The organism is Anabaena sp. CCY 9910, assembly GCF_963920875.1.
Taxonomy (GTDB): Bacteria; Cyanobacteriota; Cyanobacteriia; order Cyanobacteriales; family Nostocaceae; genus Trichormus; species Trichormus variabilis.
The window spans coordinates 56,495-70,488 of sequence record NZ_CAWUDJ010000018.1 but is presented as its reverse complement, the minus strand read 5'-3'; the positions used below and the strand labels follow the sequence as shown (position 1 = coordinate 70,488).

14 protein-coding genes and 1 pseudogene are annotated in these 13,994 nt (G+C 41.7%); 6 read left to right on the top strand and 9 right to left on the bottom strand.

Going from position 1 to position 13,994, the window contains the following annotated elements:
- Nucleotides 1–69: 69 nt before the first annotated feature.
- From bchM to ACM5QX_RS15200, 4 genes are all read left to right on the top strand, one after another.
- Nucleotides 70–756 (top strand): magnesium protoporphyrin IX methyltransferase, encoded by a 687-nt coding sequence (gene bchM, locus ACM5QX_RS15215; RefSeq protein ID WP_011320594.1) that lies wholly within the window; start codon nt 70–72, stop codon nt 754–756.
- A gap of 142 nt (nt 757–898) precedes the next feature.
- The gene (locus ACM5QX_RS15210) at nt 899–1,825 is read left to right on the top strand and encodes a nucleoside hydrolase (RefSeq protein WP_414754286.1); all 927 of its coding nucleotides are present in this window, start codon (nt 899–901) and stop codon (nt 1,823–1,825) included.
- A 216-nt stretch (nt 1,826–2,041) separates the two neighbouring features.
- Nucleotides 2,042–2,530: a hypothetical protein gene (locus ACM5QX_RS15205; protein WP_414754285.1), complete on the top strand. Its 489-nt coding sequence runs from the start codon at nt 2,042–2,044 to the stop codon at nt 2,528–2,530.
- Nucleotides 2,531–2,541: 11 nt separating this feature from the next.
- Nucleotides 2,542–2,922, top strand: coding sequence for a DUF423 domain-containing protein (locus ACM5QX_RS15200; protein ID WP_414754284.1), 381 nt, complete (start codon nt 2,542–2,544; stop codon nt 2,920–2,922).
- Between the two features lie 82 nt (nt 2,923–3,004).
- Here the strand turns inward: ACM5QX_RS15200 and ACM5QX_RS15195 are convergent, their stop codons facing one another.
- From ACM5QX_RS15195 to ACM5QX_RS15160, 8 genes and pseudogenes are all read right to left on the bottom strand, one after another.
- Complete coding sequence (locus ACM5QX_RS15195; RefSeq protein WP_414754282.1) at nt 3,005–4,249, bottom strand: ribulose bisphosphate carboxylase small subunit; 1,245 nt, start codon at nt 4,247–4,249, stop codon at nt 3,005–3,007.
- 194 nt (nt 4,250–4,443) lie between these two features.
- Nucleotides 4,444–4,608, bottom strand: a pseudogene (locus ACM5QX_RS15190) (Uma2 family endonuclease); the annotation flags it as partial.
- 63 nt (nt 4,609–4,671) lie between these two features.
- Nucleotides 4,672–5,292, bottom strand: a complete 621-nt coding sequence (locus tag ACM5QX_RS15185) for a GDSL-type esterase/lipase family protein (protein WP_414754281.1) — start codon at nt 5,290–5,292, stop codon at nt 4,672–4,674.
- Nucleotides 5,289–6,113 (bottom strand): aminoglycoside N(3)-acetyltransferase, encoded by an 825-nt coding sequence (locus tag ACM5QX_RS15180; RefSeq protein ID WP_414754280.1) that lies wholly within the window; start codon nt 6,111–6,113, stop codon nt 5,289–5,291. Before ACM5QX_RS15180 ends, ACM5QX_RS15185 begins: the two co-directional genes overlap by 4 nt.
- A gap of 78 nt (nt 6,114–6,191) precedes the next feature.
- Nucleotides 6,192–7,919, bottom strand: a complete 1,728-nt coding sequence (locus tag ACM5QX_RS15175; protein WP_414754279.1) for a hypothetical protein — start codon at nt 7,917–7,919, stop codon at nt 6,192–6,194.
- Between the two features lie 161 nt (nt 7,920–8,080).
- Entirely contained in the window at nt 8,081–8,410 is a 330-nt protein-coding gene (locus ACM5QX_RS15170; protein ID WP_011320600.1) for a ribulose bisphosphate carboxylase small subunit, read from the bottom strand.
- 56 nt (nt 8,411–8,466) lie between these two features.
- Nucleotides 8,467–8,865, bottom strand: a complete 399-nt coding sequence (gene rcbX, locus ACM5QX_RS15165) for a RuBisCO chaperone RbcX (protein ID WP_414754278.1) — start codon at nt 8,863–8,865, stop codon at nt 8,467–8,469.
- A 94-nt stretch (nt 8,866–8,959) separates the two neighbouring features.
- Nucleotides 8,960–10,390 carry a form I ribulose bisphosphate carboxylase large subunit gene (locus tag ACM5QX_RS15160; RefSeq protein ID WP_011320601.1) on the bottom strand — a complete coding sequence of 477 codons (1,431 nt, stop codon included), beginning with the start codon at nt 10,388–10,390 and terminating at the stop codon, nt 8,960–8,962.
- A gap of 828 nt (nt 10,391–11,218) precedes the next feature.
- Between ACM5QX_RS15160 and ACM5QX_RS15155 the strand changes: the two genes are divergently transcribed.
- A complete protein-coding gene (locus ACM5QX_RS15155; protein WP_414754277.1) occupies nt 11,219–12,379 on the top strand; it encodes a two-component regulator propeller domain-containing protein in 1,161 nt (386 codons plus the stop codon).
- Between the two features lie 126 nt (nt 12,380–12,505).
- Nucleotides 12,506–13,279 (top strand): 3-methyl-2-oxobutanoate hydroxymethyltransferase, encoded by a 774-nt coding sequence (gene panB / locus ACM5QX_RS15150; RefSeq protein ID WP_414754276.1) that lies wholly within the window; start codon nt 12,506–12,508, stop codon nt 13,277–13,279.
- Between the two features lie 33 nt (nt 13,280–13,312).
- Here panB and ACM5QX_RS15145 read toward each other — a convergent pair whose 3' ends face one another.
- Nucleotides 13,313–13,972, bottom strand: a complete 660-nt coding sequence (locus tag ACM5QX_RS15145; RefSeq protein ID WP_011320604.1) for a methyltransferase domain-containing protein — start codon at nt 13,970–13,972, stop codon at nt 13,313–13,315.
- Nucleotides 13,973–13,994 lie beyond the last annotated feature (22 nt).

The window sequence follows — 13,994 nt, the reverse complement described above, 5'->3', positions numbered from 1 at the left end:
GGCGATCGCTCTTGGCGGTTCCTATGAATGATAATTTTAAGCATTGGGAACCCTTAACAATCGAAGTTTATGAACGCAGCCGACGATAAAACCATTGTTCGTGAGTATTTCAATTCCACGGGGTTTGACCGATGGAAACGCATTTATGGCGATGGCGAAGTTAACAAAGTCCAACTCGACATCCGCAACGGTCATCAGCAAACGGTGGATAGTGTCATCGGCTGGCTAAAAAATGACGGCAATTTAGCAGAGTTATCAATTTGTGACGCTGGCTGTGGCGTGGGTAGTCTCAGCATTCCCCTAGCGACAGAGGGGGCTAAAGTCTACGCCAGCGACATTTCCGAGAAAATGGTAGAAGAAGGTAAGCAACGAGCCTTAGAAACCTTGGGAAATGCTGAAAATCCCACCTTTGCTGTGCAGGATCTAGAATCATTGAGTGGCAGTTATCACACTGTGATTTGCTTGGATGTACTAATTCACTACCCCCAAGAAAAAGCTGATGAAATGATTTCTCACCTTTGTTCTTTGGCACAGTCTAGAATCATTCTCAGTTTTGCACCCAAAACCTGCGCCTTGACTTTACTTAAGAAAATTGGCAGTTTCTTCCCTGGCCCAAGCAAAACCACCCGCGCCTACCTACACCGTGAAGCCGATGTCATCAAAATTTTAGAAAGCAACGGCTTTGCTATTCAAAGAAAAGAGTTTACTAAAACTCGCTTCTATTTCTCCCGCATATTAGAAGCAACACGTCCTTGAATTAGAGATTGGGGGCAGGGAGGAGGGAGGCAGGGAGCAGGGGGCAGGGGAGGCAGGGGGAGAAATGACTGCAAGATTTGCGCCCAGTCCCTAATCCCCAGTCCCCAGTCCCCAGTCCCCAGTCCCCAGTCCCCATTCCCCAATGCGTAAATTTATCATCGATACAGATACCGCCTCAGATGATGCTGTCGCGCTGATTATGGCGCATCACTGGACAGATGTGGAAATTGTGGCGGTAACAATTGTCAATGGTAACGTCCCTGTTGAGCAGGGAGTCAAGAACGCTTTATACACAATTGAAGTATGCAACGCCTCTACACCTGTATATGTCGGCTGCACCAAGCCAATGCTACGGGAATCTCGTTATGCTGATTGGTTTCACGGCAAAGATGGTATGGGTAATATGTACTACCCAGAAGCAAAAAGTAAGCCTGAATCAGCACACGCCACTGATGCAATTATTGACATTATCAAACAATACCCTGGTGAAATTACCCTGGTGACGCTGGGGCCGTTGACAAATATTGCTGCTGCACTACTCAAAGCGCCGGATATTGCCCAATTAGTTCAGCGTTGCGTGATTATGGGTGGTGCAGCGAATACAGTGGGCAATGTCACACCTGCGGCTGAATATAACATTTGGGTAGACCCGGAAGCCGCCAAGATAGTCTTTCATAGTGGAATGCCGATGGAAATGGTCGGTTGGGAGTTGAGCCGTCACGATGCGGCGTTAACTTTTGCGGAAGTAGAAACCGTGATGAATTTCGGTACGGAAAGGGCGCGTTTGGCGATGGAGTGTAACAAGACAGCTTTGGATGTTGCCATGAAAAGGCAAGGTGCTGTTGGTCTCACCTTAGCTGATCCTGTAGCGATCGCAGTTGCGCTTGCTCCAGATATTATTACACGTCAAGGAAAATACTTTGTAGATGTGGAAATTACGAGCGAACTAACTAGAGGCGCTACAGTCGTTGATGAGCTAGGAGTCCTAGATAAAAAGCCAAATATGAATGTAATTTGGGCAATAAATGTGATGCGATGGAAGGAAATTTTGTATTTTTGTTTACACTAGTCTGAATTGTAGTAGGGAAAGATTACACCAACTCTCTTTAATTTTGTGGTGCTTACGCTTCCTGTAGGATATTTTGAATTTTGCGGAAAGTTGCGGTGCGGGGGTTCCCCCCGTTGAGCAAACTTTCCAAGACGAATTTTGAATTTTGAATAGTTACTGGAACCTTTGGCAAAGTGAGGTTAAAATCACAAGCAAGGTGTAAATCTGGAGTGGAACATGAAGACTGCTGAAAAGTTAGCTACAGGTTGGCTATTAACACTCGGATTCATGTTTTTGACGGTATCTGTCTCTGCGGTAATTCAAAGAAATACGATGCTCAAGCCCATAGCCACGGGTGAAAATGAAGAGTTGGTACAGGAGTATGTGAACAGAGATGCTCTTAATGCCCTGGATAATACTGCTACCCAAGGTGTAATTTTCGGTGTACCCACGATGATTTTGGGGGTATGGTTGGGTGTGGGAATGTATTTACAAAACAAAAACTCTAAAAAGGCTCTTCAACAACAATTAAGCGATCGCCTACAATCGGTTTTTTATCAGATGATTCAAGAAAATCAAGGACGCATCACAGTTTTAGGTTTTGCGATGCAGTCACAACTACCTGCAACCGTTGCTAGAGAATATTTAGACTATAAAGCTAAAGAATTCAACGCTAATTTTAAAGTCAATGAGGAAGGCTCGGTATCATATCATTTTGATGTCTAATTCCCCATCTAATGACGCAGATTTTTGTTAGCATAGCTGCCATTTTAGGCGGTTTGTCCGTTGCCGCCGGGGCTTTCGCTTCCCATGCCCTGCGAGAAAAAATTAGTGAGCGATCGCTAGAAATCTTCGACACTGGCGCTCGCTACCAAATGTATCATGCCCTCGCGCTTTTGTTCGTAGCTGTCCTCATCAGTCGCACCCCAACCCCACCCACCACCTTGTTAGCTAGTGGATGGTTATTCATCATCGGTGTGGCAATTTTTTCTGGCAGCCTGTATGCCCTCAGTTTAACTGGAGTTAAAATCTTAGGGGCAATCACTCCCCTTGGTGGTGTTGCCTTTTTGCTTGGCTGGGGCGCGTTAGCTGTTGCCGCTTTTAGTTTAAAGTTTTAACTGTGCAGTCTCTCAAATATGAATAGTGCTGAGTAGTTTTACCTCACTCAGGGCGGAGTGAGGTAAAACATCACTCTACAGCTTAATTTTTGCCATTTGGTCGTTGAATAATTGTCTCCACAACCCGCCGCTTACCTTTCGGGTCTATCCCTACCAAGCGCACATACTCACCTTCATAATCAACTAAGCAAGCCTCTAGTGTTGAAATAGCATCTGACTCTGCATCAATATGCAGTGTACCGCAACTTTGCCAAGAACCCGTGCGGAAGCGGCGTGCATCTACGTGTTCAAAAGTAATTTTGTGACCTTGAGACAAGATTTGCCGGATTTGTTCTTGGGTTTCTAAACTCAAATGAGTATTAGATGTCTCTCGCTTGTGAGAACTATTATTGACTGGCTGAATCACTTGTACTTCAGGCGGTGGCGCTGTTTGATAACCCCTCCCACGATTTAATCGATTATATTCATCCACTAACTGAGAATTGTCTACTCGTTGTTGTTCACCCAACACCAAGTTACCAGACTCGATCAAATGAGCAAGGCTGAAATCTGGCTTTTTAAATTCTGGCGGCGCTTCTACGCTGTTCACAACACGTAGAGATATACGTTCAAACCCAACTTGATGGATAAAGTCGCGGATTTGTTCGTCGTAAATTCGAGAACGTAAAGCGCTAAAAAAGTCAATCGATTGCTTGGGGAAAGTATCAACTAATTGTTCAATTTCTCGTTTTGAGAGTCCATCCTCAGCAAAAATCCCCCCGACAATTCCCACCTTATCATCGCGGTTGGGTTCCCAATAGAATTTCTCCATCCGTCCATCCCGAATCAATGGTGCGTAGAGAGTAGAAAAATCATTACCTGTCACGATAATGGGGACACGCCGTATCGGGTTGGAATCATAACTACCGGGTAACTGTACATCTGTGGGATTATCGGCAATATTCATCAGTGTGGCATTTACCAACTGAGTATTTACAGTATATTGCGTACCTTCATCAAAGCGTCCTGCACCTGCATCTAAATCGTTAATCATCAGCACGCACATTTTACCGCGCACTTTGATCAGTTCTGCTGTTTCCCGATAGCGCAGCCGAATCAACCGGGCTGGGTCTCCCGCATCGGGACTTTCCAATTCACCGCCGGAGATGAGTGTGACTTCAATACCCATCTTCTCAAAAGCTAACTCACACTGAAAGGTTTTCCCTTCTCCTTTACGTCCATGAATCCCTAAAATTAAGGGAACTCGCACACCAGGAATATTTAAAAAGTTTTTGGTGATGTGAACAGCAAGTTTATCCAGAAAGCGCGGAGCGATATAATAACTCATAAAATTTATGACTGGTGATGCTTTATTAATTAATGCTAAGTTTTTTTGGTATCTATTGTTTATTAATCTTTTGGTAGATATCCATAATCACTACCACAAACGCTGTATAGCTTAAATCACATCAGGTAAGTGTTGAGATGCTTCGGCCAAAGTAATTTGTGTCATGATTTTTACAGACTATATCTACATAGATGTTAACAAAAACGCTTTGATAGTTGTTGTACAAATATCTCATGTTCTGGAAAGTTTAAGCCTTGTTGTAGCACAGCTAAAACTTGTGTCATTTCTCCAGTTAATAATGCAGCAGTATCTAACCATAACCCAGGAAAAACAAAACTTTTGATGATACCGTTTGTATCTGAAGTTGTCATGGACACAGGCATCAAAGGAGTGTTACTGCATTTAGTATATATCAAGGATTTTTATCTAAACCAATTTAACCAAGCTTCCCAATTCTCTACAATTCTGGCAAATTCTCCATAACCTCCAGCTTGGGGATGCACACCATCATTAGCCTTAGCTTCATGTAGCCAAACACTTGGTTTTTCTAATAGTGGAAAAACATCTAAATAAGGCACATCCAAATCTTGACAAACTAAAGCTAGCTGTTGAGATAAATCAATAGTTCTTCGTCTTCTTCCTGGGTCTTGCTGTTCTATATATGGTGCTGGACTAATCATTAAAACAGGATATAACTTTTTCGCCTGAGTTAAAATTTCTCGTGTATTTTTGATAGATTCAGCAATACTCACACGAGGTTTACCATTTTCTAGAGTTGTATCGTTTAATCCAAAAGAGAATACAACTCTTCCATCATATTCTTTCGGTAATCGTAGCGATACTTCTTGTAACCAACGCTTGGCTATATCACTGCTGGTATCTCGTCTAATACCTAAATTATAGTAGGTAATATCGTAACCTTTTTTATGAGCATTAACGCATACTCTACCTGTCCAACCAAGACACTCAGGGTCACCAGTACCGTTAACGAAAGAGTCGCCAACAAAACAAATTCTGATTTGGGGTTTAGATAGTTTCGTCACAATACCTCCTCTTGATGTCTCGGATTATCTCTCAACCACGTAACAGCAAAATCAACAGCGTTTCTCATATTAAATAACTTGATTTGCGCTGAACCGACTGTGGATATTTGCACACGACCAGTTTCTTCAAAAGCCTCACCTATTTCCTCAAAACAGCCATTATCAATATCAATATCTGTGAACCATTGCCAAACTCGTTGTCCAGCTTCTAAAATCGGCGCACCTTTTTTAACTTCCTGTCCTCCACCAACCCGGTACTCGGCTAAATGAAAACTAGTACAATTCTCATATCCAACCCCCAATAACAGTACCCAAGCGTTCAAGTCATAGAGACGCGCTAATGGTGAATTTTCACCTAAAGAGTAGTCCAAAGAATGATTTGCCAGTATTTTTTCAGCGTCCTTTCCCCAAGCGGCAAAAGAAAGTTGTGGGTGAGAACTTCGCAACGCGTTTTCCCAAGTGCGGAAGGTTTCCACAATTTGACCCATCCCTCGTGTCGGAGTCACTTTAGGGTCAAAAGCTGGCATGGTTTCACGGATAATAGTCCACCATTCTCTCGGAACTGGTGGTTCTTGCCATATAGCAGGGTCAGACAAATCGCCAGAATGGGTAGGCATTACCAAATTGCCGGCTGGTGTAATCACATCCATGAGTGCTTGAACTACTGCAACGGAACCGCCACACACCCAACCTAGTGAACTAAGAGAGGAATGAACTATCACCGTCATACTTGAGTTAAGTCCAGCATGGAATAAATCTGTGGCTAAACTTTGGCGAGTTCGAGGTGATGATGTGTTGACAATTACTTTTGCTTCACTCATAGAACTTACAGATGAAAACGAAAATTTGAGGGTTTAGGGGTGTAGTAAATCTTAAGTCGGGTATTTTATGACTTTAGCCTAACGCAAAGATATTAAAGGATAAAAAAGGTTTTGTTCCGCATCAAACGCATATGCTTGAATCTGAGATTTATGAAAATTAGTCAATTTATTTTTTAAATCTATATTGCCTGACCAACCTGAATTTTTATACTTTGAACCATATATTTGGGAAATATCAGGTCTGGTCTGTCCTATAGATAAGATATCAAGCACTATCAAATCATTAGATTCATTTGTGTAAGCCAATATTACTGCATCTGCTACTCTCGTGGGTATTTTAGCCCATCCACTAATTTTTAAAAGATTATTTTGATCTTCTTGTATGGAATCAATATAACCCCATTCACCTTGATTATTTATTTTTATATTTTTAACCATTCCAGGGCGTAAGACATTTAATTCACTCAAATTTTTAAATCTTGTAATAATTAAATCTAGATTCCAAGGATATATGGGTTCAACAAAGGGAAATAGTATTTTAATACAATCATTTTTTGGATAAAAATTGACTAATTGAATACAACTCTTAGCATAGTTATACTGATATTGCCATCCCTGCAACTCATTTAAGAGTTTAGTTGGATCATTCTTAGAAATATAAAATGCAGTTATCATACCTAAAAAATAGAAAACAAAATTTTTTAAAACTTGATTATTTTTATTTTGATGTTCTAGTAAATAAAAAATAATTACGATGATGGATAATGGTAAATAGACTAAGTGAATAATATAATCAACTCTTACTGCATGGCTCATTGTTGGGCTAGACATTGGCGCTCTAGTAATAGCGTTTAATATTCCGAGTGCAAGTGTGTAAAAACCAAGAACAAACCACACGATTAGTTCTTCTTTTAGGGGATTTAAATTTAATATTAGTAACAACGTAAAGGTAAGCAAAAAAGTTACCCCTATAAATGTATCTAATTCATAGAATTCTCCTAAAATATTGCCTAAAAATGCCAAAAAATAAATTATGATGTCCTGCCAAGAATGTTTCAATATTTCGCTTGGTTCTGTATGATAATATGGATGAGTATAATTGCTAAAATAAAAGCTAGTTGATACAGCAAACAAGCTTATAAATAAACATATAGATTGCAATTTTTTCTTCAAGTTTACTTGATTATCAAAAGTAATAAATATCAGCGTGATAGCCCATGTAACAATACCTCCAGAAAAAGAATACTGCGATATCACACAAAACAATGAATATAGCCCTACTTTGAGATTTCGATTTATCTTTAATCTAAAAATTAAGGCATTTACAATTAAACACGCATCAGGGATAAGCCTATGAATAGTTATACCTCGCACCCATCTACTAAAAGAAGATGGTGAAAGTAATAAAAAATCATAAAATATTAGAATCAATATGTTTTTGTAAAAGCTTTTATTGGTTAATAACAACAATAAGTAAATCAATAGTGACATCATAACAGCAAAAAATAATCCTATGATCATTTCTGCTTTTACGTTCCATTGGCCCAAAATTCCCGCAAGAATAATAAATATCAAGTTTGGAATTAACTTCCTGCTTTCATTATGTTGTTTATAAAGTGTTTCAATATGTAATTGATTTAAAAAAAAACTCTCTATTTGTTCACCAGGTGCTAGCCATTGATCTAGTATCGGAATATTGACACCATATAAAGAAATAATTAATATCCATGTTGCATATATTATGAATGGTACTAAAAAGAGTAAGTTATGTTTTTGGAAAACTAAGTTTTTAATAGAATTATTCATATAAACGAATACCTGTATTGTTTAAATTATTTAATACCATAGAATTAAACTGGATTTCATGAGTATGAAAAATGCTATATCCCAAACACTGTAAAAACAAAAAAGAGAGGTAAAGTCATCTACCTCTCCTAAATGGATAAATTATTAAACCAAATCAGCTTTTAGTATCTGCTGGGTTTGTGAACGATGAAGCTGAGGACTTGGCACTGCTTGATGTTGTCAAATCCTACAACACGGATGTAGTGACCAGGATATTGAGAACGGCAAGCTTGAACTTCACCCAAAACTTCACGAGATGTTTTAGCGCCGAACAAAGGTAGCTTCCACAGTGTCCAGTAAAATTCTGTAGGTTCAGAAGCTTCGTTGAACTCAACGGCTGGAATGTAGCCTTGGCTCAAAATGTACTGGACTTGCTTTTCGATTTGAACGTCGGTGAGGGGGGGTAAGTAAGAAAGGGTTTCGTAACGACGCTCTTTTGGTAAGGTTTGCATAGCTGGTGATAATTGGTTGCTATTGGAAAATAAGTACTTATGCTGGCCTAACTGGATTAATGATCCCAGTCAGTATCGGAAATTGTCTGCTGTTCTGATTCAGAACTGGGGTTGGATAAACTCAGATGCGTCATGCGTTCTAGATGCTGGCGGCGTTGTTCCATATTTGCTTGCTGAATACCGCTACGAACCATTTCGGGTAAGAATTCGGCTACTTCTTCAGCTATATGTTCTCTCACAGTCATAATCCGCAAGGCTAAATCTGGCTGTTCTCGGAAAAGTTCTTTAACATAAGCTTCTCCGTCCTGAACTTTGCCGACAGAAAAAGTATGCAGCCATAATGCTAACGGTGGATTCGTTTCGCCTAGCTGTGCCAACACAGTCATTAGCGCCTGATAAGTCAGGTAGCTTTGGAGAGTTTTGGCTGTATCTTTCGCTATTTGCTTGAGATTCATGCTTGACCCAGCCCTTTAAAAGGATGAAGTTTAAAGAATGTAAGGATGAAAGGTATTTTTCATTTAACCTTCATCCTTGCACCTTCAGCCTTTATCAGACGGTATCCATTGCCTCAAACTCGAACTTGATTTCTTTCCACAGTTCGCAAGCGACAGCCAATTCAGGAGACCACTTAGCAGCTTCACGGATAACGTCGTTACCTTCACGAGCCAAGTTACGACCTTCGTTACGCGCTTGGACGCAAGCTTCCAAAGCTACACGGTTAGCGGTTGCACCAGGAGCGTTACCCCAGGGGTGTCCGAGTGTACCACCACCAAATTGTAGTACGGAGTCATCACCGAAGATTTCTACCAATGCGGGCATATGCCATACGTGGATACCACCGGAAGCAACTGCCATTACACCAGGTAAAGAAGCCCAGTCTTGGGTAAAGTAGATACCGCGAGACTTGTCTTGTTCAACGTAGTTTTCACGCAATAGGTCAACGAAGCCCATTGTGATACCGCGTTCACCTTCCAACTTACCTACTACGGTACCGGTGTGGATGTGGTCACCACCAGATAGACGTAGGGCTTTAGCTAATACACGGAAGTGGATACCGTGGTTCTTTTGACGGTCGATTACTGCGTGCATCGCGCGGTGGATGTGCAGTAGAACGCCGTTGTCACGACACCAACGAGCCAAGGTGGTGTTAGCGGTGAAACCTGCGGTTAGGTAGTCGTGCATGATGATGGGCTGATTGAGTTCTTTAGCGTACTCAGCCCGCTTCAGCATTTCTTCACAGGTAGGAGCGGTCACGTTGAGGTAGTGACCTTTGATTTCGCCTGTTTCTGCTTGTGCTTTGCTGATAGCATCAGACACAAACAAGAAGCGATCGCGCCATCTTTGGAATGGTGCAGAGTTGATGTTTTCGTCGTCTTTGGTGAAGTCCAAACCACCGCGCAAACACTCGTATACAGCGCGTCCGTAGTTCTTCGCAGACAAACCTAATTTTGGTTTGATGGTACAACCCAACAAAGGACGACCATATTTGTTTAATTTGTCTCTCTCAACTTGGATACCGTGAGGAGGGCCTTGGAAAGTCTTGATGTAAGCAACAGGAAAGCGAATGTCTTCCAAACGCAATGCGCGTAATGCTTTAAAACCAAATACGTTACCTACAATTGAGGTTAAAACGTTGGTGATGGAGCCTTCTTCAAACAGATCCAAAGGATAAGCGATGTAGGCAATGAATTGGTTGTCTTCGCCAGGTACTGGTTCGATATCGTAGCAACGACCTTTGTAACGATCTAGATCGGTTAACAGGTCTGTCCATACGGTCGTCCAAGTACCAGTAGAAGACTCAGCCGCTACAGCCGCAGCCGCTTCCTCAAAGGGAACTCCGGGCTGGGGTGTAACACGGAACGCCGCCAGAATATCTGTATCTTTAGGTGTGTAATCAGGTGTGTAATAAGTTAGTCTGTAATCTTGAACCCCGGCTTTATACCCAGATTTTGTCTGAGTCTTCGTTTGAGCGTAAGACATATCTATCCTTCCAAGATGTCACTCTTTTTACTTATCAAATCACGTTTTGGTACAATTTAATCTCATAATTGCTCTACCTCCCCATCAGCTAGGAGAAAAACAGGAACAATCTTTTGGTAGAGGTCAGCGACTTTTCTGCAATTAACACTTAGCTTTAGTGGTAATCCTCTTCACCAGTGTCTTACTCATCTAGGAGTGCATAAATTAACGCTTTTATTTTTTCCTCTTGCCATAGTTAAAAAATTCTTTTTTTATCTGTTCTTCTCACCCACTAAATTGCTTTTATCCCTTCATGACCTTCGCGGTTTACGGAAAGTATGAGATGATTCCCCTATATTTCGGGGTATTTAACGAATTGGGTTAGTTTTCACACATTCCCGCTTCTGCGCTCTTGCAGACCTCCTTTATTGACGGGAGACGAGCTAAGAGCCAATTTATTTGAGGGATATTTAGTAGAGTAATCAGCGCAAGATGAAAAAATCGCACACCACGTAATTTGTAACTTGTCTCACAATATATCAAGAAATGGCATAAGTTATTCTTTGAAACTTCTTAACTTACATATTTAAATTTGTTATTACATAAAGTTTTAAACGTTTTGTTAATAATGGGTTACAAAATGTATCAATGACTGTATATGAGTCAGTTGTCATTGGTCAATAGTCCATAGTCAATAGTCCATAGTCATTACTCATTAGTATTCTTCTTTGCTTCCCCTGCTCCTCTGCTTCCTCTGCCCCCTCTGCCTTTTCCCAATCCCCAATCCCTATCTGTTTAAAAAATGCTAACTAAGGGAAGACTGAGATTAACCTTTGGTCAGTTTCCCTAATGACTGGAGGTGCTGTCTCTAAAGGAAATGTCATCGTGGGATTATTTCGCAAGCGTACTAGTTTACTGATTACTTCTATATTGTTGGGGTCGATAAGTCTGCCGAGTATGACCGTTGTTGGTATTGGTAGTTTGGCGAGGGCAGAAAAAGCTGCGACTAATGCACCATCACCAACAACTCCTGATATTAAACCATCCGAATTAAAGCCGGCTTATCCTGCATCTGCACCACCCCGACGGGTAGATCCCTTGCCTGATGAACGGGATATACAGGAACGCGCAGTAGAAATTGATTATCGTGTGAGTAACTTACTGGGAGATTTCGCTGGTAATCTGTGGGTGGGTTCTTGGCGGGGGTTATCGCGGATTGACCCGAAAACAGGTAAAATTTTAGCCCGTGTTAGTTTACCCAACGTCGCTATTGGTGCTTTAGCTCAAGATAAAGTCGGTCGTTTGTGGGTGGGAACTTATGAAGGGCTGATGAGAGTAGAACCCCGTACTAATGAAATTTCAGCGCAGAATTTGTTTTTGCCTTCCAAGCGGGTGCTATCGCTGTTAACTGATAAGCGGGGTTATCTGTGGGTGGGAACTGACAATGGTTTAGCCTTAGTTAGTCCTGACCAAGGTTTAATTATGACGACCGTCAAAAATTTGCCTGGTGTAAGCGGCAATACCTTAACTTTAGATGCTGATGGTCAACTCTGGGCAGGAACTCTAGATGGAGTCGTGAGGATTAATACAGCCAGTGCTTTGATTATGAAGCGAATCAACGATTTACCCGGTACCACAGTGCAAGCTTTAGCTATTAGTCCAGAAGGTTTAATTTGGGCAGGAATGCCGAATAATTTGTTGGTAATTAACCCGAAAACTGGCATAGTACTGCGATCTGTAGCTCGTTTGCGGGGTAAAAACGTGACAGCAGTGCGCTTTGCTAAAGATGGTAGTGTTTGGGTAGGTACTCACAATGGTTTGCTAAGATTAAATCCCAATACAGGTGCTGTACTAGATGAAGTTGCCGGACTTCCTTCTAGTCGAGTTTTGTCCCTTGTGCCTGATGTCGCCAACAAATTATGGATTGGGACTAGTGAAGGTCTGGCTTGGTTAATGCCCAAAATGGACAAAGCAACAGCTCATTTGGCTTTTAGTCGCCTTGTGAAATGAGGGATTGGGGAAGGTGGGGTCCCCTCTGGGGATAAGGGGTAATGGGGATTGAGAACCAGAAATTGGTAATGTTAATGTAGCCTCTAAGCTTTAAATTTAGCTTCTACTCCCCACTCCCTAGAAAAAATGCCAGTCACTACCCAGCAATTAATCCAGTGGAAACAACAAGGACGCTCAATTGTGGCGTTGACGGCTTGGGATTATACGATCGCCCAAATTCTCGATGCTGCTGGTGTAGACTTAATTCTCGTGGGTGACTCGATGGCGGTAATGTTGGGTTATAAAACCACGCTGCCAATTACATTAGAGGAGATGTTACACCACGCTAAAGCAGTTTGTCGTGGTGTGCAACGGGCTTTAGTTGTGGTTGATTTACCATTTTTGACTTATCAAGAAAGTATCCCACAGGCAATCAACTCGGCTGGGCGCATATTAAAGGAAACAGGCGCTCAGGCAGTTAAATTAGAAGGTGGCTATCCGGCAATGGTAGAAACTATTACCCGTTTGGTACAAGCTGGGATACCAGTGATGGGTCATGTAGGTTTGACACCCCAATCAGTTCATCAATTGGGTTTGCGTCAACAGGGTAAGACCCAGGAAACAGCTCAGAGAATTTTAAACGAAGCGATCGCTCTGGAACAAGCGGGTGTATTTTCTCTAGTGTTAGAGCATATCCCCGCAGATTTGGCAATGCAAATTACACAAAAAGTTAGTATTCCCACCATTGGTATTGGTGCGGGTTCCCATTGCGACGGTCAAGTTTTAGTGACTTCTGATGTATTGGGTTTATCAGACAAACAACCACCATTCGCCAAGGTTTATACGAATTTACGCGCAACCATTACCAAAGCTGTACAAGATTACGCTGCGGAAGTACGCGATCGCCAGTTCCCAGAATAGAAAACAGCGATCGCTTCATGGGCAAGTTCTACCTTATTGACGTAAATTAGCTGGGACTTGTTCTGGAACAACCCAATAGTAGATAGTTCTGCCATCTACTTGTAATGTCTTCTCTGGCTTCCATTCACCCATATCAAAAGCGTGGGAGACAATGCGAGTACCAGGTTTAAGTTGTTTAAGAAGGATGGGACGCAATTTGAGATTGATATCGGGTAGAAGGTAGAGAGTAACTACAGTAGCGTCACTAAAATCGGTCTTAAATAAGTCTTGCTGAACAAATTTTACGCGATCGCTGACTCCTGCTTTCTGAGCATTTTCGTTAGCTTCTTGAATCCGTTCGGGATTAATATCTATACCAGTACCCCGTGTGCCAAATTTTTGGGCGGCTGTATTGACAATGCGTCCATCACCACTACCTAAGTCGTAAAGTACGTCATTTTTACCTACCTGTGCCACTTGCAACATGGCATCTACTACAACCTGTGGTGTCGGCACATAAGGCACATCCGCAGGGCGTTCTTGCGGTTGGGTTGTTGGAGCTTGTGCTTGAGTTTCAGTTTGACCTGTTAAAGTAGGTGCATTAGTTTCTGTCTGTGCTTCCAAATCGGTTTGTTGTGGCGTACAGCCAGCTAATCCCAGGCTCACAACACTAACACCTGTAACAACCGATAGTAAAATCTTTTGCAACTTCATAATTTCTCCTAGTTAATTGTGA

Bases quoted from the DNA above. Each gene is read 5' to 3' on its own strand.
- ACM5QX_RS15155 (WP_414754277.1), top strand. From the start codon at position 11,219: ATGACTGGAGGTGCTGTCTCTAAAGGAAATGTCATCGTGGGATTATTT.
- ACM5QX_RS15180 (WP_414754280.1), bottom strand. From the start codon at position 6,113: ATGAGTGAAGCAAAAGTAATTGTCAACACATCATCACCTCGAACTCGC.
- ACM5QX_RS15205 (WP_414754285.1), top strand. From the start codon at position 2,042: ATGAAGACTGCTGAAAAGTTAGCTACAGGTTGGCTATTAACACTCGGA.
- ACM5QX_RS15160 (WP_011320601.1), bottom strand. From the start codon at position 10,390: ATGTCTTACGCTCAAACGAAGACTCAGACAAAATCTGGGTATAAAGCC.
- ACM5QX_RS15175 (WP_414754279.1), bottom strand. From the start codon at position 7,919: ATGAATAATTCTATTAAAAACTTAGTTTTCCAAAAACATAACTTACTC.
- bchM (WP_011320594.1), top strand. From the start codon at position 70: ATGAACGCAGCCGACGATAAAACCATTGTTCGTGAGTATTTCAATTCC.
- ACM5QX_RS15145 (WP_011320604.1), bottom strand. From the start codon at position 13,972: ATGAAGTTGCAAAAGATTTTACTATCGGTTGTTACAGGTGTTAGTGTT.
- ACM5QX_RS15195 (WP_414754282.1), bottom strand. From the start codon at position 4,249: ATGAGTTATTATATCGCTCCGCGCTTTCTGGATAAACTTGCTGTTCAC.
- ACM5QX_RS15170 (WP_011320600.1), bottom strand. From the start codon at position 8,410: ATGCAAACCTTACCAAAAGAGCGTCGTTACGAAACCCTTTCTTACTTA.
- ACM5QX_RS15210 (WP_414754286.1), top strand. From the start codon at position 899: ATGCGTAAATTTATCATCGATACAGATACCGCCTCAGATGATGCTGTC.
- panB (WP_414754276.1), top strand. From the start codon at position 12,506: ATGCCAGTCACTACCCAGCAATTAATCCAGTGGAAACAACAAGGACGC.
- rcbX (WP_414754278.1), bottom strand. From the start codon at position 8,865: ATGAATCTCAAGCAAATAGCGAAAGATACAGCCAAAACTCTCCAAAGC.
- ACM5QX_RS15200 (WP_414754284.1), top strand. From the start codon at position 2,542: ATGACGCAGATTTTTGTTAGCATAGCTGCCATTTTAGGCGGTTTGTCC.